The following is a 21,160-nucleotide window of genomic DNA, read 5'->3' on the forward strand; positions in this document are numbered from 1 at the left end:
GAATATCGCCGCGACGAGGGAACCCGGCGCGTGCCCGGTGAGCGCGGCGAACGGCTGGGCGATCAGCGCGCCCAGCGCGGTCGAACTGGCCAGCTCCCGGCCCTGGGCGCGGAACAGCGCCAACGCGGCACCGCGGACGTCGCGGTCGGCGAGGTCCGCCAGCAGGTCCCACCAGCCCAGCGCGTCGAGCGGATCGGTATCGCCCGCCGGGGCGCGCAGCGTGCGGCACGCGGCGTCGAGAAACTCGTGGTCGGTCTGTTCGATCGTCGAGGTCATGGCAGGCGCAGGATCTGCTTGGCGATGGTGTCGAGCTGCATCTGTTGCGAGCCCCCATAGACGGTGACGATGCGGGAGAAGAGGTAGTCCTGGCGCTGGGCGGCGGCCTCGTCGTCCTGGATCCCGACGGCGAGGTCCGCGTCGCTCGCGAGCCGCCAGTTCTGGACCGCCTGCTCGCTGGACGCCAGGTGCAGTTTCACGAACGTCGCCCGGGCACCCAGCAGCACGTCGGCGGCATGCGACCGCAACGCCGCATAGCTGCTCGCGCGCACCGCGGCCAGGTCGAGCAGGGCGTCGCCGAGCAGCGCGTCGCCGGCCGGTTCGCCGTGGGCGAGGGCGTCCAGCACCTGGCGGTACAGGAAGTTGTGGCGGAACCAGGCGAAGGTGCCGCGTTCGTGGCTCAGGATGTGCATCGCGACCCGCCAGCCACCGTTCAGCTCGCCGACGATCCGGCCCGGCCCGACGAGGACGTCGTCGAAGGTGACCTCGGCGAGTTCGTCCGTGCCGTTGGCCTGCTCGATCGCCCGGACCTCGACGCCCGGGGAGCGCAGGTCGACGGCGAACGCGGTGAGACCGCGGTGGCGCGACGCGACGGTGCCGGTGCGCGCGAGGACCAGGCACCAGGTGGCGTAGCGCGCCCAGCTCGTCCAGATCTTGCGGCCGGTAATCGCGTAACCGCCGTCGACGGCCACCGCGCGGGTGCGCACGGCGGCGAGGTCCGACCCTGACTCGGGCTCGGAGAAGCCCTGCGACCACAGCTGTTCGCCGCGCAGGAACTGCGGCAGCACCTCCGCCAGGAAGCCCGGCTCCCCCATCGCGACAAGCGTGGGCGCGAGGACCTCCAGGTGCTCGAACAGCGCCATCGCGGGCAGCCCGTGGCGCGCCAGCGCCTCCCACATGGCGGCCCGGTGCAGGATGTCGCCGCCGAGCCCACCGAGCTGCGTCGGCCACCCGTAACGAGCCCAGCCCTCGTCGAACAGCACGCGCATCAGGGCCGACGTCACCGCGACGCGTTCCTCGTAGGAGGCGATCGGCCGGGTGGCGGCACGCAACTCGGCGGGCGGGGACGCCAGCCACACCTCAAAGGCGGCAGCGTACGCAGACGCATCGTCACCCCATGGCAACCGCGGCACCACCGCATCCTCCACTCACGCACTCGCGACAGACCTCGATATTGATGTCGAGTTCGAGCCTACCACAGAGCCTCCCCCGGCCACGCCTGATCGGCCGCCGCCGATGGGAAATCCATCGCCACCAGCGGTCGACAGCGGTGGGACAGGCCGGTCGGACCGACGCCCACGACGATCACTTCGGCGTCGGCCATCAGCTGCTCCCCGCGCAGCCTTTCGTCGCGTTCCCGGGCGGCCCGGCCATCGCCAACAACACACGCATTCCGCGGCTCCCGATTCGGCGGGTTTCAGCCTCGGCCACAGATTCCGCGGCACCGGCCAGGTCCTGCCGCCAGCCCCCCGATGTGCTATGGATCAAAAACAGGGGGAAGAGTCATTGCTCTTCTCCTCGACGTCCAGGTACGGACGGGTTACCTGCGTGCAAGGCGGCGCCCGGGGTAGAATGCGGGGCCACCCGGGGCAGAGTTCCGCGCGACGCCTGCCGTCTTCAGGGCTCACCAGCCAGCGGTGGATGTCAGGCTCGGTGAGGTCGGGCCGGCATTGTCCCGAACCGCCGCTCGCACTCGACAGGCCAGCCATACCGCCCGTCGGTGACGAATTCCCGAATTCGGCCCGGCAGTGGGTGACTTCCACCCGGCCGCGATCGACGGCAGCCGATCGGGCCCATCTCGTGGGGAGACACATGAGACCTTTCGCGGCCGCCGGACGTCGGCGCGAGATTCCGTGCGACCGCCGGTGGTCCGCGCCCGTTCGGTTGGCGCGGCGATGACCGTCGACGACCGGCCCGTCCGGGTCGGCCTCGTCGTCGGCGACAACCTCGACCTCGCCGTCCGGGCCGACGAACTCGCCGTCGACTCGCTGTGGACGGGAGGACACGTGGCCTCCCGCAACCCGTCGCCGGAGGTGATGATGAGCCTGGCCCGCCTGTCGGCGGTGACGAACCGGGTGCGGCTCGGCACCTCGGTACTCCTGCTGCCGCTCTACCCGCCGGCAATCATCGCGAAGCAGGTGGCGGATCTCGACCGGGCCACCGGTGGCCGGTTGATGCTCGGCGTCGGGGTCGGCGGCGAGTATCCGCAGGAGTTCCGCGCCTGCCAGGTGCCCCTGACCGAGCGGGGTCGGCGCCTCGACGAGGCCATCGGGCTGCTACGCCGGCTGTGGACCGGGCAGGAGATCTCGCACGACGGGCGCTACTACCCGATGCGCGACGTCCGGGTGCACCCGGCGCCGGCACAGGCCGCGGGGCCGCCGATCCTCGTCGCCGGCCGGACGGAACCGGCGATGCGACGCGCGGCGGTCCTGGGCGACGGGTGGATGCCCTACCTCTACTCGCCGCGTCGCTACGCCGCGTCGGTCGCGACGATCCGGGCCGTCGCCGACGAGGCCGGGCGCGACCTGCGCCAGTTCGACTGGTGCGCCTTCATCTTCGTCAACGTCGACAAGGACGGATCGCGGGCCCGCCAGGAGGCGGCGCGGTCCCTTGGTGGCACCTACGACCAGGACGTTCGCCCGCTGATCGACCGCGTCGCGGCGGTGGGCACACCGGATGAGGTGACCCGCCGGCTGCGGGACTTCGTCGCGGCCGGCGCCCGCCACCTGCTGTTCATGCCGGTGGCCGGTACCGGCGACCCGGGCGCCGTCACCCGGATCCTGCTCGAGGAGATCCTGCCCGACGCGTTCTAGGGAAGACCGGCGCCCGCCACGCGCACGCGCAGAGTCTCGACGACGGACGTACGGGCACCGGCCAGCGTCGCCGCGTGCCAGTTGGCGGCGGACAGCAGGTACAGCGTCCGGCGGTCGGCCCCACCCAGGGCACAGGCGATCGCCATCCGCTCGCCGGTCGCGATCCGGTCGGTGACCTCCCCGCCCGGGGAGATCCGCCGGAACTCGTGGGCGAGCGGGAAAGCCGCCCACACCGCGCCTTCGGCGTCCAGGGCGATGCCGTCAGGAGCCGCGCCGAGATCATCCGCCACGACCCGGCGCCCGCTGAGGCGTCCACCGGGGTCGAGGTCGAACGCGGTGAGGCACCTCGCCTTGGACTCGGCCACGATCAGCGTCCGCCCATCCGGGGAGATGGCCGAACCGTTCGGGAAGCGCATCCCGTCCGCGGCGACGGCGGCGGTGCCGTCGGGGTCCACGCGGATGAGCACCCCGGTGTCGTCCCCGGTCGGGTAGCTGCCGACGAACGCGGTGCCGTCGGCCGCCACCACCATGTCGTTCAGTTCGTCGGTGACCAGGGCGTCCAGCCGCGCGTGCACCGAGCAGGTCCCGTCCGGGTCCAGGCGCAGCAGCACCCGGTCGGTCATGGACACGACAAGCACCGACCCTGACGGGAGAAAGCCGAGTCCCGAGGGCTTGCGCCCCGGCAACGCCAGCCTGACCTCGATCCGACCGTCCGGGTCGAGGGTGTACACCGCCTCGCCGTGCATGTCGGAGAGCCACAGCAGCCCGTCACGCCAGCGGGGTCCCTCCGCGAACACGAATCCGTCGGCCAGCACGGCGGGGTCCGTGCCCGGTTCGCAGGTCGTCAAGGGTGCCTCCGCCGCGTGGTGTGGGTCTCGTGGGCCAAGCCGGCGTCGCCGTCGCCCGTCAGCTCCGCGGCAGTCCCAGCACCCGCTCGGCGATGATCGTGCGCTGGATCTCCGACGTGCCGCCGGCGATGGTGCCGGCGAAACTGCGGGCGTAACGCTCGAACCAGCCGGCACCGTCGGTGTCCAGGCGCAGGTGGTGGTCGGGCGCGGTTCTCGCCGGATGCAGCAGCGCCGCGGGCCCGGCCGACTCCAGCGCCCGTTCGGTGTGGCGCTGGGACGCCTCCGAGCCGAACACCTTCAGCACCGACAGCGCCGGGACGTCCTGCTCGTCCCGCGCGGCGCGGGCCAGCGCCGCGGATCCGAGCAGCCGCAGGGCCAGGGCGTCCATCGCGAGCGTGGCGTACTGGTCGGCGTCGAGCGGGCCGACGGGTGTGAAGTCGGCCAGCAGGTCGTCCAACCGGTGGGAGAAACCCAGCCACAGCAGGGTGCGTTCGTGGCCGAGCGAGCCGTTGGCGACGTGCCAGCCCCGGTTCAGTTCGCCGACGAGGTTCTCGGCGGGCACCCGCACGTTGTCGAAGAAGACCTCGTTGAAGTCGAGATCGTCGCGGCTGACGACCGAACCGAAGGGACGGCGGGTGACACCGGGTGTGCTGGTGGGAATGAGCAGGACGCTGATGCCTCGGTGCTTCGGCGCATCCGGATCCGTGCGGACGAACGTGAGCAGGACGTCGGCGTCGTGCGCGCCGGAGGTCCAGATCTTCTGCCCGTTGACCACGAAGTCGTCGCCGTCGCGGACCGCGCGGGTGCGCAGCGACGCCAGGTCGGACCCGGCGCCGGGCTCGCTCATGCCGAGCGCCGCGGTGATCTGCGCCCGCAGGATCGGCACGGCCCAGCGGTGTTTCTGTTCGTCGGTGCCGAAGGACAACAACGAGGCCGCGATGATGCCCAGTCCCTGCGGGTTGAAGCTGTGGTAAATGTGGCGTCGGCCCAGTTCCTCCAGGTGGACGTACTGCTCGAGAATGCCGGCGTTGCGGCCGCCGAACTCCGGCGGGTTGCCGGGCAGCAGCCAGCCCTCGTCGAACTGGAGTCGCTGCCAGCGCCGGGCCCAGGCGGGAATGTGCGCGCTGGAACGGGACCGTTCGGTCGCCTCCTCGGCGGTGGGCATGTTCGCGTCGAGGAACGCGACGAACTCGGCCCGGAACCGCTCGACCTCGGCATCAAATGTCAGCTGCACGGTACTCCTTGGCAATCAGCGCCCGATGCTCGGCCGCGCCGCCGAGCAGCAGCTCGCCCGCCTTCGCCCGCTTGAGTGCGAACTGAAGGTCGTTCTCCCAGGTGAAGCCCATTCCGCCGAACAACTGGAAGCCGTTGCGGAACACCACGGACTGGCATTCCCCCGCCGCCGCCTTGGCCATCGACGCGGCCACCCGGCGACGCGGGTCGTCCGCGGCGATCGTCAGCGCAGCGAAGTAGGCCAGTGCCCGCGCCCGTTCGATCGCGACGTGCATGTCCACGGCCTTGTGCGCGACGGCCTGGAACGAACCGATCCGCGCGCCGAACTGCTCGCGGGTGCGCACGTGTTCGAGGACCAGGTCGAGGATCCGGCGGCAGGCGCCGATCATCGTCAGGGCCATGCCGGTCAGGGCGATGTGCCGGCCCCGCTGCGGATCGGCCCCGCTGAGGTTCCCGCCGGTGACCGCGACGCCCTCGAACCGGACGTCCGCGACGTGCAGCAGCGGGTCGAAGACGGGCGTGCGCGTGGCCACCGCCGCTGAGGAGGGAACCGTGAACACCCCCTGCGGGGTCACGACGGCCAGCCAGTCGGCCCGGTCACCGTCCAGGACGAACCGGGCGGTGCCGTCCAGCAGCCAGCCCTGGCCGTCCGGCCGCGCCGTCACCCCGTCGAACACCGCGCTGCCCGTCTGGCCCGGCTGCGCGACGCCGGGCGCCAACGGGGCGAACCAGGTGGTCGTCGCCAGGTACGCCGTGGGGTCGACGGCGCGGCCGAGCTCCTCCAGGACGATCGCCAGCTCCACCGTCTCGGTCGGATCCACCAGCTCGGTCCACCCGAGCTCCGCGTACACCTGCCACAGCGGGCGGATGTCCGCGTCGTCGTCGGCGACGGCGCGGACCAGCGCCGGTGGGCATTCCTTCGCGACCACGTCCTGGACGGTCTTCTGCAACAGCCGCTGCTCGGCATCGAACTCAAAGAGCACGGTCGCCGTCTCCCCCCCGCTGGCCGGCGCCGTCGAGGCCGGTCCGGCGGTCCTGGTCCCGCCGGATCATACCGGGATCAACCTGTCCATGTTGCCGCCGAGGATCTTGGCCTTGTCCTCGTCACTGAGGTCCTTCAGCGCGTTGACGTAACTGGCCGGGTCGGCCAGCCCCTCGGGATGCGGGTAGTCCGACCCGAACAGCACCCGCTCGACCCCCAGCAGGCCACTCAGCACGGCCATGTCCTCCTCCCAGAACGGGCTGACGTGGATGTTGCGCCGCAGCACGGTCACCGGTTCCTCGGCGAACTGGTGGGGGTGCTTCTTGTACAGGTCGCGCAGGTTCTTGAGCAGCGGCGCCACCCAGGAGGCCCCGTTCTCGATGACCGCGATCTTCAGCTCGGGGAACCGCGACAGCGTGCCGTGGCAGATCAGGGAGGCCACCGTGTCCTCGATCGGCCGCCACTGCCCGATCATCCGGAAGACGTTCGGCTGGAACGGCAGGTACTCCCGCCCGCTGCCCTCCCAGTCGTTGGCGTACCGGCTGTAACCACTGTCGGAGGAGTGCATCGCGACGAGCACCCCGGTTTCCACCACCCGCTTCCAGAAGGGGTCGAACTCCGGCAGAGCGAACGACCGCGAGCCGCCGTGGGTGGGAACCGGGGCCGGGCGGATCAGGACCGCGCGGGCGCCTCGCTCGACACACCAGTCGAGTTCGGCGATCGCCTTCTCGACGATGGGCAGCGTGATGACCGGCGTCGAGAAGATCCGGTTCTCGTAGTTGAACGACCAGGTCTCGTGCATCCACTCGTTCAACGCGTGGATGACGACATGGGTGAGCTCGGGATCGTCTCGCATCCGCTCCTCGAGGAGGCTCGCGAGAGTCGGGAACATGAGCGAACGGTCGATCCCCTGCTCGTCCATCAGAGCCAGCCGTGCCGCCGGATCGCGGAACGCCGGAATGGAGCGCATCGGCTTCCCGACGATCTCACGGAAGGACTTGCCCTCCGGGTTCCCGTGCCGGAAGTAGTCCTCCTGGGCACCGGGCCGGGCGACGACCTCGAAGGTCGGATTGGGGATGTACTCGCTGATCTGGCCTCTGACCGCGATCTTCGTCCGGCCATCCACCTGCACGTAGCGGATCGCACCCTTGAACTGCTCGGGCAGAAACTTGGTGAACGCCTCCTCCGTCTCGTACATGTGGTTGTCGGCATCGAAAATGGCAAAGGGCTGCGAAAACGACATAGGACTCTTCCTTTATCGAGCAGGATGGCGGGCCGGCCGCCCCGGACGCCGACGGAGAACCCGTCGGTCCGGCCGGCGCCCGACCCATCCTGCGTACACACATCCTGCGTACACACGGCAATGCCGACCTGGCCCGGTGTTGGGAGCACCGGGCGCGCGGTCGATCCGCCGGATCGGCGGTGGGGCCGGCGACGCGGACGTGGAGCCCGCCGGCCCTGGTTCGTCGGTGACGGTAAGCCGTGACGTGCCACCGGTTACCGGGACAGCCTTCCGGTCCCGGCGCCGGTCACCAGGGCCGTCCGCCCCGGCTCGGCGGCCTCGCGGCCCGCGGGTCCACCCATCCCTTACCACCCGACCATGACACCGCCTCCACCCACCATTTGTCAACATCGACGTCAAAATAAGTACTGCCGTCCGACGCCGCGGGGCCGACGCTCCCCTGCGCCGCCGCGCCGGGCCTGACGAGAGGTCTTCCGGCGGCCGATCCGCCGGGGCTCGGGCGCCGACAAGGCTCCGGGCCGCCGCCGACCCGCCCGCCCGACGGCCGAGAGCGACCGACCGGGAGCGACCGACCGACCGGGCCAGCTCCACCCGCGCCGCCGGCATGAACCCCGCCGGCCCTCCCCCGCGCCCATACCGGCCCGGCGCGGCGTGTCAACCCCGGATCCCCCGCTGCGCGGACCATCGCGCCAGCAGGCGTGGGGAATACCGGACCGCCGATCCGCCGATCCCGAAAGGAGATGACGGCAGATGGTCGCCGCACATCTTCCTGGAAAACTCGCGAAGACATTACGAAGTAATCATCGAAAGATTTCTTCGATATTTCATCGACTACCGTCAGCCAGTCGACCGCCAGGAAGGCTGCCAACGGACGAGTGGCGGGTCCGCCCGCGAGCAGGCCCACCCGGCGCTGGTCGATAGCGGTGGCCCGCGGGGCGCCGCGACAGAAAAGCATCACGGTGACGGGTCGCGGGAACCGCGGGGACGAAAAGCGTCGATCGGACTCGTCGCCACACAGCGAATGCAAGCGGCAGCATGAAGAGGGCGACCCTGGTCACCTCCAAACCCGCCAGACGACTCCCGTCAGCCAGTACAATCGAGTGACGTAGCTCCCGTCCGGCTGCAACGATGAAGACGGTCCAGGAGCTGCGACAAAGGAGACGGAAAAGGAGACGGAAAAGGAGATGACCTTGCCAACGGTCGAGCCGATTGAGCGTGATAAACCGAATGGGCCGCGCTCACGGAAGGGCGCGGCGACACGGGCGCGGCTGCTCGACGCCGCCAAGGCGGTCTTCGAGGAGGACGGATTCCTCGAAGCCCGCATCTCGGACATCGCCGAGAAGGCCGGCCTCTCGCACGGTTCCTTCTATCACTACTTCGACTCCAAGGAACAGATCTTCCGCGAGGTCGCGATGGCGCTGAGCGACTTCCTCAACACCCCGCTCGACACGGTGATCTTCGAGCCCGGATCCAGCCTGACGCCACGCGAGCGCATCCGGGCGAGCAACTGGGAGTATCTGGACAACTACCGCAAGGAAGCGCGCATCATCGGCGTGATCGAGCAGGTGAGTCGGTACGACGCCGAGCTGAACTCCGCCCGGTTCGAACACCAGCGGCGGGACACCGATCGGGTGGTGGTCTCGATCCGGCAGCTGCAGCGCCGCGGGTTCGTCGACGAAGCTGTCAATCCGGTCCTGGCGGCCTTCGCGCTGGGCGCGATGGTCGCCCGCTTCGCCGAGATGTGGCTGGTCCAGCAGCACGTCGACTTCGATTTCGACGAGGGTGTGGACCAGATCACCGCCCTGTTCGTCAACGCGCTGCAGCTACGGGACGAACCCGTGCGCCCGGCCGGCCACTGAGTTCCGGTCGACCCGAGCAGAGGAAGTCCTCCCCCGGCCATGGCTCCGGGGCCCGTCACGATCTCGCCGGCGAAGAGCCTGGAGTGCGATCCGTGCCGAGGAGCGGATCGAGGCGCTGGCGCGCCGCATCGTCAAGTGGGCGCAGCGGACCGCCTCGTGCCGGGCGCCAGACGACGTCCTCGACCCGCCATGCCTCCCGCCGCAGCCGCATCTTGTCGATCTTCATGCTGGCGAGTTTGGGCAGCTCCGCGGTGACCCGGACAAAGGCCGGCAGCCACTTCGGGCCCAGGTCGGGCTGGGCGGCGAGGAAGTCGTCGAACGCGCCGGGGTCGAACTCGGTGCCCTCGCGCAGTTCGAGCGCGACCATGACGCGGTCGCCCACCGGGTCGTCGGGCACCGCGTAGACGGCGACGGAACGCACGTCCGGATGGCGGGCGACGATGGTCTCGACCGGCGCCGCGGCGAAGTTCTCCCCGTCGACGCGCAGCCACTCGTTCGACCGTCCGGCGAAGTACAGCCAGCCGTCGGCGTCGCGGTAGGCGAGGTCGCCGGACCAGTAGGCGCCGTCTCGGAACCGGGCCGACGTGGCGGAGGCGTTGTTGTAGTAGCCCTCGAAGTCACTGCTTGGCGCGGTGTGCACGATCTCACCCACCGCCTCCTCGAGGTTGGCGGGGCGCCCGTCGGCGCCGAACACCACCGGCGGACGTTCCACCAAGGTGCTCGGGTCGAGCACCTTGACCAGCGGATCGGCGCGGCCGAGGGCGCCCTCGGGCATCGACGGATCGCGCCGGATGACAATCACACCCTCGGTGGACCCGTAGCTGTCGCGCACGGTGCAGCCGAAGCGGCGGGCGAAGGTGCGGATGTCCCGGGTCGACGCCTCGTTGCCGATGCCCAACCGCAGGGAGCAGTCGGCGTCGTCGGGATGCGGCGGGGTGGCCAGCAGGTAGTTGAGGACCTTGCCGGTGTAGGTGAATATGGTCGCGCCGAACCGGCGGACGTCCACCAGGGTGTTCGACGCCGAGAACCGCGGCCTGGTCGCGAGCGGCACCGCCGTGTTCAACGCCGACGACCAGCCGGTGAACAGCGAGCTGGAGTGGAACAGCGGCAGCGGCGAGTACACCACGTCGCTGCCGCCGAGCCGCGCGACCCCGGCCACGTGGGCGCCGGTGCGGGCGAACCGGCCCTGCGTGCAGCGCACCGCCTTCGGCAGTCCGGTGGAGCCGGAGGTGAAGATGAGCAGGAACAGGTCCTCCGCCCGCGGCACCCGGTCAGGCAACGCGGTGGGACACCCCGCCAGCCGATCGGCGTACTGCGGGGAGTCGACCACCAGGGTCCGATCGTCGGCCAGCCCGCTCCCCGCGCCCGCCAGCAACTCCTGGTAGCCGGACGCGGTCACGAGCAGCTGGCAGTCGGAGTGCCGGATCAGCTGTCCCAGCTGGTCACCGCGGTAGGTCGCGTTGATGCCCACCACGACGGAGCCCGACAGCGCGGCCGCGGCCAGCCAGAACACGTAGTCGGGCACGTTGTCGAGCAGGACGCCGATATGCGGCGGGCGCGCCGGGTCACGGACCTCCTCGAACAGCGCCGCCCGACGGCAGGCCTGTTCGACCAGCTCCCGATAGGTCCACCTGTCCTGCCCGATCAGGAGCGCGGGGGACTCGTCCTCGGCCCGAGCGCGGAGCAGCTCACCAGCAGTCGCCACCGTCATCTCACCAGTTTCAGGTTTATTGACGTAGACGTCAACGTTAAGATAGGTCGCATGATGATAGCAACGACGCACGGCGCGGGGACGAGGCTCGAGACCGGCGACGCCGCGCCGGCGGCCGGGCGGACGATCTCCCGTCAGTCCTGCCCGTACCGGGCCCGGGCCTGGTGGGCCGGCCAGCTTGTGGCGGAATCGACGGCGGCGGTCGTGGTGCGGGAGACCGGCCAGGAGCCGGTTCTGTATTTCCCCCGTTCCGACGTGCGGTTCGATCTGTTCGAGGACACCGGCGAGGTCGTCTGCCCGGTCAAGGGCACCGGTCGGCGCTGGAGCGGCGAGGCGTCGACGTCACCGGTGGCTCGCGGCGGGTGGGCGCGCGAGGACGCCGGCGGCGACCCGGCGGGTACAACCGCCGTCGACGGGCGCGACCTGGCGTGGTGCTACTCCCAGCCCGCGCCGGAGCTGGGCTGGCTGGCGGAGCTGGCCGCCTTCGACCACGACCGGGTGCGGGTGGAACTGGTCGATGCCACCGACGACACCCAGCTCCGCGATGTCACCGTCAAGCGCTTTCCGACCTGGGGCGACGCGGCCGACCTGATCGACATCATGAACGTGCGGCCCGTCGGCGACGACCACTACGTCAGTGTCGCCCTCGCCGACGTGCGTCGACCGGTCGTCGAGGCGAGCCAGATGCTCGGCCAGGCCATCGTGGCGGCCGGGCGCCACGCGCCGGGCCGGCGGGTCGTCTCCGCGCACATGGTGTTCCACCGGGCCGCCGACGCCCGCGAGCCGCTGGAGTTCACGCTGACCGAGGTGAGCTCGGGACGCAGTTTCACCACCCTGACCGCCCGCGTCGCGCAGAACGGGCGGGGCCGCGCCATCGGCACCCTGCTGCTCGACGCCACGGCGGCGGACGTCGTCCGCCACGGCGGCGCGCCACCGGCCTGCCCCGGGCCGTACGACAGCGAGCCGTACGACATGTCGGTCCTGGGCCGCGACATCCGGATGGTCGACGGCGGCTACTCGGAGGCTCCGGACGCGCCGATCGGACCACCCGAGATCGACGCGTGGGTCCGCTTCCGGTCGGTGCCGGCCGACCCGTGCCTGCATGCCGGCCTGCTCGCGCAGTTCACCGGCCACCTCTCGATCGCCGCGGCGCTGCGGCCGCACGCGGCCGTAAGCCAGAACCAGGCCCATCGAAGCCTGTCGATGGGCATCAACGCCATCAGCATCTCGCTGCACGCCGACGTGCGCGCCGATCGCTGGCTGCGCTACCACCACCGGTCCACCTTCGCCGGCGACGGCATGACCCACTCCGTCTGCGACGTCCACACCGAATCGCAGGAACTCGTCGCCTCGTTCACCGTCGACGCCATGGTGCGTGCTTTCCCCGGCGGCGGACACGCGGATGACGACCGGACCGCGCTGTGAGCCTCACGACCGGGCATGGCCCGCTCGCCGCGCGACCGGCCGGCCGTTTCAGCGCCCGCCTGCCCGACTCCCTCCTCTACGTCGAGCCCCATCCCCGTCGCGTCCGCGGCCTCGTCGCCGGGCGCGCCGTCGTCGACAGCGAGCGGGTCCTGCTCGTTCACCGGCAGGGGCAACCCCCGACCTACGCCTTTCCCGCCCCGGACGTTCTGGCGGGAGATCCCGCGCCCGAGCCGGCCGCCGCGGGTTACGTGCGGGTCCCCTGGGACGACATCGACGAATGGTACGAGGAGGAGGAGAGGGTCCTCGGGCACCCGCGGAATCCCTACCACCGCGTCGACTGCCTGCGCGGCGGCAGATCGCTGCGCGTCGAGGTGGCGGGCGTGGTGCTCGTGGACACCACGGACACGACCGGGGTGTACGAGACCGCCCTGGCGCCGCGCCTGTACGTCAGCCCCGAGCGGGTTCGCGGGGACCTTCTCCGCCCGAGCGGGACCACCAGCTACTGCGCCTACAAAGGCGTCGCGTCCTACTGGGACGCGGTGGTGGCCGACGTCGTCACAGCGGACGTGGCGTGGTCCTACGAGGATCCGCGGCCCGAGTGCGGCCAGATCGCCGGAATGCTGAGTTTCGACGAGACTCGAACGGCGCTCACCCACAGTCTGCCGCCACCGGCCCCGCTCCGCTGAATCCTCGCCGTCGCCAGGTCGTGTCCGGGCAATCATGCTGGTGGGCGAGTCGTCTGTGTGCCGGCGGGCTCAAAGGTCACGGTGGGCGGCGATAATCAGGGGCCGCCGCGTTTCAGAGGGACCACGGTGCTCGATCTGTCCCCTGGAGGGACCGTGCGCGCTTCTGGTTGATCGCTCCGCGGGGCTCGGTATCCGGTTTGCCCGCGCGAAGGAGCCCGCTGCGCTGCCGACCGATCGCTCTGCACCCCCCGGTGTCCGAACGCCCCCGCCATGATCGGCCGGACACCGCCTGGCCGGGTCACCCTCCCCCGGGTCAGACCGCCGGGATTCCCAGAACGTCCAGCGCGTTGTCGCGGGCGATGCGGCGGACGTCCGCGTCGGACAGCCCGTTCAGCGACTCGGTCAGGAAGTCGGCGGGCTCGCGGGTGCCCTCGGCGTGCGGCCAGTCCGAGCCCAGCAGCAGCCGGTCGACCCGCACATCGCCGACCAGCTCGTCGATGTGGTCCTCCCAGAACGGAGTGATCCACACATGCTCGCCGAAGACCTCCCGCGGGTGCTCGCGGAAGTATCCCGGGTTCCGGGTGGCGGCGTCGTCCAGGCGGTGGAGCAGTTCGGGCACCCAGGACGCCCCGTTCTCGACGCTCGCGAAACGCAGCGCGGGGAACCGGTCGAAGATTTTGTGGCAGACGGCGGCGGCGTAGAAGTCGCTGACCGCGCGGCCCTTCGTGACGATGCCCCGCAGCGGCGACCGGAACAGCGAGGACTCCTCGCCACCCGGTTCCCACATCTGCACCAGGCTGTCGTAGCCGTCGAGCCCGGCGTGCGTCGCCACAGGGATGCGCGCCTCGGCGGCAAGCCCCCAGAACGGGTCGTACACGGGGTCGAACGGCGAGCGGTAGCCGCCCGCCACCGGGACCGGCGCGTTGCGCACGTTCACCGCCACGGCGCCGGCCTCGATCACCCGGGCCAGTTCCGCCGCGGCCGCGACCGGGTCGAGCAGGGGGATGTACGGCACGGCGAACAGCCGACCCTCATACCGGTAGCCCCAGTCGTCGTCGAGCCACCGGTTGAACGCCTCGAAGACCTTCGCGCACGCCTGCGGATCCCCCCGCAGCGCGTCCTCGAGGCCGACCCCGAGCGTCGGGAACAGCAGCGTGCCGGCCAGGCCCTGCGCCGTCATGACCGCGAGGCGACTCTTGCGGTCGCGGTACTCGGCGCGGCGCGGCTCGAGCTCGCCGAAGGCGTCCTTGATCGTCTGCTGGCGCGGGTTTCCCCGGTACCAGTCGTAGAGCGCGCCCGGCTTCGCGACGGGGTCGAACGTCGGATTGGCGATGTAGGAGTTGAGGGACCCGCCCACGAGCAGGCGGCGCCGGCCGTCAATCTCCACCCACCGCACGCCTCGGTTACGCAGAGAGCGATCCTGGTATCTCGTGAAGGCGTCCTCCGCCTCGTAGTAGTGGTTGTCGAAGTCGAAGATCCACGGCTCGGTCGCCTGGTTCGTCACGGTCCACCTCCAATTCGATCATGACGGCTGCGGCTTGACGCCAACGGGTGCCGCCATAATATCGAAATCGACCTCGATGTCGATAAATTGCCGGAACCGCGTCGGGGTCAGCCGGCGCCGCGACCCGCCCGCGTCACCACACGCTCGCGATGGGCTCCACCATGGCGAAGTCGGTCGGCTCCACGATCAGCGTGGTCAGCGGCCCCTCCCGCCACAGGGCGAGCTGGTCGGCGATGTGCGCGAGCGGGCCCACCAGGGCCAGGTCGTCGACGAGCTGGTCGGGAACGGCGGCGCTGGCCGCCGCGCGGTTCCCACCGAGGTACAGGTCCTGGATCCGGCGGACCTCCTCGGCGTACCCGTAGCGGGTGACCAGGGCGGCGTAGAAGTTCTTCGTGCGGGAGCCCATGCCCCCGATGTGCAGCGCGATCCGGGGACGGACCTGGTCCCGGCAGGCGTCGATGTCCTCGCCGACGCAGGCGAGGACGGTCGGCGCCACCTGGAATCCGTCGGGCGCCTTCTCGAGCGCCTCGCCCCAGCTCCCGCGCCAGTGTGTCGGGCTCCACAGGTACGGAAGCAGGCCGTCGGACTCCGCCACCGCCATCGCGACGTTCTTCGGCCCCATCGCGGCGACGAGGATCGGGGTGTCCCCGGCGGCGGGCATCGGGGAACGCAGGGCCCGCCCCTGCCCGGTGGCGTCCGGCCCGCTGTACGGGATGGTGAAGATCGAGCCGGCGAACTCCAGCCGTTCGGTCGCCGCGAGGGCCTTGCGCAGCACGGTCAGGTACTCCCGCGTCATCTGCACCGGGGCGCGGTACGGGACCCCGTGCCAGCCCTCGACGACCTGCGGCCCCGAGGCGCCGAGCCCGAGCACGACGCGCCCCTGGGACATCTGCTGCAGGGTGAGGACCGTCATCGCCGTCGTCGCGGGAGTACGCGCCGGCATCTGGGCGATGGCGGTGCCCAGGCGCAGGCGGCTGGTGAGCGCGGCGATGTAGGCCAGCGGGGTGAACGCGTCGTTCCCCCACGCCTCGTTCGTCCACACGGAGTCGTATCCCGACTCCTCCGCGCGGCGCGCCACCGCGGCGAGCGCCGCCGCGTCCCCGTGGGTGCCGGCCAGGCTCAGTCCAAGTGTGATCTTCGAGTGCGCCACCGGCTCACCGTAACCCGATTACAATTTCGATGTCAATTTCGACATTCACGAGCCAGGGCGACCAGGGAAGGCGCGGGTCGTCGCGATGACCGCGAGAACATCGCTGCCGGCGTCGTGCACCTCGACCGTGCCGACGTCGCCCCGCAGCCGGGCCCGGGCGAGCGCCGGACCCTGCCGGACGGGTCGCAGGTACTCCAGCGACAGGGACGCGAGCGTCGCGCCCGGTGTCATCGAGAGCACCGCCTCCTCGACGACGAGCGGGATGAGCCCGCCGTTGAGCGTCCGCGCGGAGTTGCGCACCTCGCTGGTGCAGGGCAGGGACGCGACGCCCGGCTCGAGCCGCTGGCAGCCGAACCGCTGGGCGACCGGCACGCTCAGCGAGCCCTCGACGGTGGAGAGCCGGTCCAACGCCCAGCGGCCCGTCGGGATGCGCAGGCTCGGGTCCGGCGAGGCCATGAACAGGCAGTGGCCGCTGCCGACCGGACGGTCGGCCTCGTCGTGGAACTCGACCGCAAGGGCGAGGACCGAGCGCCCCGCCTTGACCACCCGACCGACGCCGTGGATGGTGCCGCCCACCGCGATCTCCTCGAACAGGTGCACCTCGAGGCTGAGGGTCACCGGGATCCGCGGCGCGATCTCCCGGACGACGAGCAGCCCGAGCTGGATGTCCGCGAGAGTCGCCAGCGCCGACGCCCGCAGCCAGCTCGTTCCGGGCACCGCCAACCGGGGCACGGCGGGGAGGGTCCCGTGCATCTCGGACCCCTGCTCCCGCACCGTGATGCCGAGATCGGCGATGGGGCTCGACCGCGGCTCCGTGCCACTGATCTCTTCGGTCTCCATGCCACTCCTCGCTCCGTCGGCCCGGCCCACGCGGGCGGACGCCGACATCCGTACGGCACCCGGACCGGATCCCGCGGCGGCGCTAGAGGCGCCGGGGGACACCCTGGGTCGCCGGGCGGATCATGCTGTCCTGCACGAAGGAGGCCACGAGGTCGCCGCCCGCGCGGAAGACGTCCGCCCGGCCGTAGGCGCGGCCGCGGCCCGCGTAGGAGCTGTGGTGCGCGAGCAGTGTCCACTCTCCCGCGTGGCACGGTTCGTGAAAGGTGAGGGTGTGGCTCAGGACGCCGGTCGAGACCGTCACGTGCGCCTGCGCCTGCCCCACGCCCTCGTGCGGGCGCATCGCCGTCCCGATGAGGAAGCCGTCGGTGGCGAACGCCACCAGCGCCTGGCTGATCCCGGGATCGTCGGGCGCGCCTGTCCACCGGCTCCAGACGTCGAGGTCCGGGGGGCCGACCGCGGCCGGGTCGTTGATGTCCGCCCCGCCGTCGATCTCCACCTGCCAGCCGCCGCCGTCCGGGCCCTTGCCCGCCGGCGGGACGAGGGTCGCCGGCGGCGTGTCGGCGTGCCGGATGAAGTCGGGCTCGTCGACGGACAGGAGCGCCACGGACTCGGCGCAGACGCGCTCGCCCTGCTGGATGGTCACCGTGCTGCTCGCCAGCGCGCGACCCTGGTGCACGCGGGTCACGATGATGTCCAGCGCGACGTCGGGCCGGGCGGTGCGGGCGAAGACGGTGTGCAGCGTCTTCACCACCTTGTCCTCGTGCCCGACGCGCGCCGCCACCAGGGCCTGGGCCAGGAGCTGACCCCCGAACACCACCCCGTGCTCGACCGGCAGACTGCCCGCGCGGTAACGGTCCGGTCCGACCGGTTCCAGGACCAGGGTCTCCAGTACCGCCGCCACCGAGAACGCCATGCACCCCTCCAGAGTCGTCGCCGTCGAGGACCTCCGGGCGAGCCGGGGGTCAGACTAGTGAATTTTTGATTCTGATGTCAATACTACATTTGCCGGCCGCGGCGCCCCCGCCGCCGCCACGCGGACAGCCGGGCGCCTATCTTTGATATTGACATCAATATGGAAAGATGGCAGGGTCGCGGCGGTCCGGCGTGACGTCGACGCGGCGGACCGGCCAGGGAGGACGTTTCCATGCACGTCAGCAAGGACGTCTACATCGGCGGCCGGTGGCTTCCGTCCACCTCCGACCAGTCGATCACCGTGTACTCGCCGAGCACCGAGGAACCGGTGGCGCGGGTGCCGGCCGCCAGCCCCGAGGACGTCGACGCCGCCGTCGCCGCCGCGCGGCGCGCCTTCGACCGGGGACCCTGGCCGACGACGACGCCCGCCGAGCGCGCGAAGGTCATGCAAGCACTGCTGGAGCGGCTTTCGGCCCGCGCCGACGAGGTGACCCGCCTGATCATGACGGAGGTCGGCACCCCCGTCATGCTCGCGCGGGTCGCGCAGGTGGACAACGCGCTCGACGTGCTGCGCTACTACACCGAGCTCGCGGCGACGATGCGCACGGAGACGCCGCGGGCCGGGCGCTACTCACCCGCGCTGGTCCGCGACGAGCCGGTCGGCACGGTCGCGGCGATCGTCCCGTGGAACGTCCCGCTGTTCCTGACCATGATGAAGCTCGCGCCGGCGCTGGCGGCCGGCTGCACCATGGTGCTCAAGACCGCCCCGGAGACCCCGCTCAACGGCAACCTGCTCGCCGAGGCCGCCGACGAGGCCGGAGTGCCGCCCGGCGTCCTGAACGTGCTCACCGCCGGCCCGGCGACCAGCGAGTACCTCGTCACCCATCCGGGCATCGACAAGGTGGCGTTCACCGGCAGTACCGCCGTCGGCAAGCGCGTCGCCGGCCTGGCCGCGGCCCAGCTCAAGCGGGTCACCCTCGAACTCGGCGGCAAGTCGGCCGCGATCGTGCTCGACGACGTCGACCTCGCCACGGCGATGCCACGGCTGCTCGGCGTGACGATGTCGCTCAGCGGGCAGTTCTGCACCGCCCAGTCCCGCGTCCTGGTCCCCCGCGACCGCTACGACGAGGCCGTCGACCGTTTCGCCGCGGCGGCCAGCGGCCTGCGGGTGGGCGATCCGTTCGACCCGGCGACGTTCGTCGGCCCGCTGATCTCGCGCCGCCAGCGCGACCGGGTCCTCGACTACATCGAGATCGGCCGCGGCGAGGGCGCCGTGGTGGTGACCGGTGGGGGCAGGCCCGCCGGGGTCGACCGCGGCTGGTTCGTCGCCCCGACCGTGTTCCGCGGCGTCACCAGGAACATGAGGATCGCCCAGGAGGAGATCTTCGGGCCGGTCGTCGCCTTCATTCCGTACGGCGACACCGACGAGGCCGTCGAGATCGCCAACGACAGCGCGTTCGGCCTGCACGGCTCCGTGTGGACGAACGACATCGCCCGCGGCGTCGAGATCGCCCGGGGCGTGCGCACCGGCACCTACTCGGTCAACGGCCTGTCCCTCGACCCGGCGGTGCCGTTCGGCGGGGTGAAGAGCTCCGGGCTCGGCCGCGAGATGGGGCCCGAGGGCCTGGCCGCCTACCTGGAGCCGAAGACCATCACGGTGCCGCCGGGCACCGACCTGCCCGGCCTCGCCCGCGACCGGGGCTGACCCGCGTCCCTCGCCCGCGGCGCACCGATGTCCCGCGCTGCCAGGGAGATCCCTAACCGTTCGCCCAGGCCACGGGCGCCGCAATCTCACACTCGATGTCAACTTCGACTATAACTGTGGGATAGGCGCCGGGTCGCCGCTCGCGAGCCGCCCGACAACGGGTCTGGTGCTCGGCGACACGACGCCTCGGTGAGCGGGCGGAGAAGCATGGGCAGCAGCAGACTCGCGGTCGACGGGCCGTCGATCCTCGTCACGGAGGGTGGAACCGGCGCCGGCACCGCGACACGTCGTGCCCGGGGGCACGCACACCCTCTCCGTGCACAGCGAAGTAGAACGATATTTCGATTTTGGGAGAAGTCCGACTTCACTTCTGGCGGAAGTTGCCTAGTCGTGAGACGCGTGTCACCATTCACTCCCCACCGGGCGTTTCAGTGCATCTCAGGCGCACGGCCCCTCCCCGCCGCCAGTAGTGGCCGCGATCCCCTGCCCCGGGCGGACGCAGACACCCACCATTCAGACGTAGGGACACACAGCGCATGCAGCTAAGCGGGAACCAACGCGACGCGATCGGTCGGCGACCACCCCGGCGCCAGCGGGGATCCGCCGGATCTCGCCCGCGGTTCGCCTCGACCCTCGCGGCCTTATCCGCGGGAGTACTCCTGGTGGTCGCGACCGGCTGTTCAAGCAGCGGCAGCGACGGCGGAGACGCGCCCCAGGCGTCCAGCACGGCGAGCGACGCGACCCTGCTGGGGCCGGTCTCGGCCGCGAAGGGCGCCCCGGTGAAGGTCGGTCTGATCACTGACGGCAAGAGCGCCATCGCCGACACGTCCATCGAGACCGCCGTTGCCGATGCCACCGCCAAGTACCTCAACGAGCACAAGGCCGGCATCGGCGGCCGGCCGATCCAGCTGGACAAGTGCCTGACGAACAACGACCCGAGCAAGGCCGTCGACTGCGCGAACCAGTTGATCAAGGACAAGGTCGCCGCCGTCCTCGTCGGCTCGTCGGCGGTGGGCGACACGGTCTGGAGCCCCCTGCACACGGCCAAGATCCCGACGATGTACCTCGGCAGCACCAGCCCCGCGACGCTCACGGACGCGCAGTCGACCTTCGTCCTCAGCGACCCGCTGGGCGCGCTGACCGGCTCGATCCGGGTGGCGCAGAAGGCCGGCGTCAAGACGGTGACCGCCGTCGTGATCGACGTGCCGGCGGCGGTCAGCGGGTTCCAGTCGCCTGACCTTCTGGCCACCTTCAAGAAGGCCGACATCGAGCTCAAGCTGGTGGCGGTCCCGCCGGGCACGGCCGACATGACGCCGCAGCTACGCAGCCTGGCCGGCTCGAAGGCCGGCGTCGTCGAGGTCGTCGGCAACGACACGTTCTGCATCAGCGCGTTCAACGGCCTGCGGGCCGTCAACTTCACCGGACCCCTGACCGCGATCTCGGCCTGCCTCTCGGACGCGACTCGCAAGGCGGTTCCCGGTGACGTGCTCAAGCGGGTCGCGGTGTCGGCGTACACCCCCATCGACAACGACAACCCGTCGACACGGTTCTTCGGGGCCGTCGCGCGCGCCTATGGCAACGACATCGACACCGAGAACGCGACCGGCATGAACACGTTCATGCTCCTCAACACCTTCCAGGCGGCGGTCGGTGGAATCACCGGTGACATCACGCCGGCCACGGTGATAAAGACGATCAAGTCCGCGCCGGAGAAGGAGATGCCCGGCAGCGCCGGCCAGAAGTTCCGGTGCAACGGAAAGGCCTTCCCGAACACGCCCGCGGTCTGTGTCCGCGGGAGCCTCTTCGCGAACCTGAACGAGAAGGGTAAGCCCGCGAGCTACCTGGTGACCGGCGCCAGCCCGATCGAGAGCTGATCGCAGGACACACACAGAGGCCGGGGGGGGGGGGGGGGGGGGGGGGGGGGGGGGGGGGGGGGGGGGGGGGGGGGGGGGGGGGGGGGGGTGTGGGGGGGG

The 21,160-nt window shown here is 71.0% G+C and carries 16 protein-coding genes and 1 pseudogene; 6 read left to right on the forward strand and 11 right to left on the reverse strand.

Features of this window, described 5'->3' with window-relative positions; translation table 11 throughout:
- Positions 1-276, reverse strand: a pseudogene (locus tag MXD58_RS04070) (acyl-CoA dehydrogenase family protein); the annotation flags it as partial.
- Positions 273-1,409: an acyl-CoA dehydrogenase family protein gene (locus MXD58_RS04075; RefSeq protein ID WP_250609059.1), complete on the reverse strand. Its 1,137-nt coding sequence runs from the start codon at positions 1,407-1,409 to the stop codon at positions 273-275. The gene MXD58_RS04075 and the pseudogene MXD58_RS04070, both read right to left, overlap by 4 nt.
- A gap of 762 nt (positions 1,410-2,171) precedes the next feature.
- On the opposite strand from MXD58_RS04075, the gene MXD58_RS04080 reads away from it, so the two are divergent.
- Positions 2,172-3,089, forward strand: a complete 918-nt coding sequence (locus MXD58_RS04080) for an LLM class flavin-dependent oxidoreductase (RefSeq protein ID WP_248821802.1) — start codon at positions 2,172-2,174, stop codon at positions 3,087-3,089.
- On the opposite strand, the gene MXD58_RS04085 is transcribed toward MXD58_RS04080, so the two are convergent.
- From MXD58_RS04085 to MXD58_RS04100, 4 genes are all read right to left on the reverse strand, one after another.
- Entirely contained in the window at positions 3,086-3,937 is an 852-nt protein-coding gene (locus MXD58_RS04085; protein ID WP_248839853.1) for an SMP-30/gluconolactonase/LRE family protein, read from the reverse strand. The genes MXD58_RS04080 and MXD58_RS04085 overlap by 4 nt on opposite strands.
- 58 nt (positions 3,938-3,995) lie before the next feature.
- Entirely contained in the window at positions 3,996-5,171 is a 1,176-nt protein-coding gene (locus tag MXD58_RS04090) for an acyl-CoA dehydrogenase family protein (RefSeq protein ID WP_248821798.1), read from the reverse strand.
- A complete protein-coding gene (locus tag MXD58_RS04095) occupies positions 5,155-6,153 on the reverse strand; it encodes an acyl-CoA dehydrogenase family protein (protein ID WP_248821796.1) in 999 nt (332 codons plus the stop codon). Before MXD58_RS04095 ends, MXD58_RS04090 begins: the two co-directional genes overlap by 17 nt.
- A 66-nt stretch (positions 6,154-6,219) precedes the next feature.
- Positions 6,220-7,395, reverse strand: coding sequence for an amidohydrolase family protein (locus tag MXD58_RS04100; protein ID WP_248821794.1), 1,176 nt, complete (start codon positions 7,393-7,395; stop codon positions 6,220-6,222).
- Positions 7,396-8,579: 1,184 nt separating this feature from the next.
- Here MXD58_RS04100 and MXD58_RS04105 point away from each other — a divergent pair.
- Positions 8,580-9,254, forward strand: coding sequence for a TetR/AcrR family transcriptional regulator (locus MXD58_RS04105; RefSeq protein WP_248839852.1), 675 nt, complete (start codon positions 8,580-8,582; stop codon positions 9,252-9,254).
- Positions 9,255-9,309: 55 nt separating this feature from the next.
- Here the strand turns inward: MXD58_RS04105 and MXD58_RS04110 are convergent, their stop codons facing one another.
- Positions 9,310-10,965, reverse strand: coding sequence for an AMP-binding protein (locus tag MXD58_RS04110; RefSeq protein ID WP_248839851.1), 1,656 nt, complete (start codon positions 10,963-10,965; stop codon positions 9,310-9,312).
- Between the two features lie 51 nt (positions 10,966-11,016).
- Here MXD58_RS04110 and MXD58_RS04115 point away from each other — a divergent pair, with 51 nt between their 5' ends.
- Both MXD58_RS04115 and MXD58_RS30575 read left to right on the forward strand, forming a co-directional pair.
- Positions 11,017-12,390, forward strand: a complete 1,374-nt coding sequence (locus tag MXD58_RS04115) for a DUF427 domain-containing protein (protein ID WP_248839850.1) — start codon at positions 11,017-11,019, stop codon at positions 12,388-12,390.
- Positions 12,387-13,076, forward strand: coding sequence for a DUF427 domain-containing protein (locus MXD58_RS30575; protein WP_248821786.1), 690 nt, complete (start codon positions 12,387-12,389; stop codon positions 13,074-13,076). The genes MXD58_RS04115 and MXD58_RS30575 overlap by 4 nt, the downstream gene beginning before the upstream one ends.
- A gap of 313 nt (positions 13,077-13,389) precedes the next feature.
- Here MXD58_RS30575 and MXD58_RS04125 read toward each other — a convergent pair whose 3' ends face one another.
- The 4 genes from MXD58_RS04125 to MXD58_RS04140 all read right to left on the reverse strand — a co-directional run bounded on the left by MXD58_RS04125 (position 13,390) and on the right by MXD58_RS04140 (position 17,483).
- Positions 13,390-14,580, reverse strand: coding sequence for an amidohydrolase family protein (locus tag MXD58_RS04125; protein ID WP_248822283.1), 1,191 nt, complete (start codon positions 14,578-14,580; stop codon positions 13,390-13,392).
- A 133-nt stretch (positions 14,581-14,713) separates the two neighbouring features.
- The gene (locus MXD58_RS04130; RefSeq protein ID WP_248839849.1) at positions 14,714-15,730 is read right to left on the reverse strand and encodes an LLM class F420-dependent oxidoreductase; all 1,017 of its coding nucleotides are present in this window, start codon (positions 15,728-15,730) and stop codon (positions 14,714-14,716) included.
- Positions 15,731-15,775: 45 nt separating this feature from the next.
- The gene (locus MXD58_RS04135) at positions 15,776-16,570 is read right to left on the reverse strand and encodes a PaaI family thioesterase (protein WP_248839848.1); all 795 of its coding nucleotides are present in this window, start codon (positions 16,568-16,570) and stop codon (positions 15,776-15,778) included.
- A gap of 82 nt (positions 16,571-16,652) precedes the next feature.
- Entirely contained in the window at positions 16,653-17,483 is an 831-nt protein-coding gene (locus MXD58_RS04140) for an acyl-CoA thioesterase (protein WP_248839847.1), read from the reverse strand.
- A 231-nt stretch (positions 17,484-17,714) separates the two neighbouring features.
- Here MXD58_RS04140 and MXD58_RS04145 point away from each other — a divergent pair, with 231 nt between their 5' ends.
- Both MXD58_RS04145 and MXD58_RS04150 read left to right on the forward strand, forming a co-directional pair.
- Complete coding sequence (locus MXD58_RS04145; protein ID WP_248839846.1) at positions 17,715-19,187, forward strand: aldehyde dehydrogenase; 1,473 nt, start codon at positions 17,715-17,717, stop codon at positions 19,185-19,187.
- Between the two features lie 662 nt (positions 19,188-19,849).
- Positions 19,850-21,061 carry an ABC transporter substrate-binding protein gene (locus tag MXD58_RS04150; protein WP_248839845.1) on the forward strand — a complete coding sequence of 404 codons (1,212 nt, stop codon included), beginning with the start codon at positions 19,850-19,852 and terminating at the stop codon, positions 21,059-21,061.
- Positions 21,062-21,160: the final 99 nt, after the last annotated feature.

This window comes from Frankia sp. AgKG'84/4 (genome assembly GCF_023242965.2).
Taxonomy (GTDB): domain Bacteria; phylum Actinomycetota; class Actinomycetes; order Frankiales; family Frankiaceae; genus Frankia.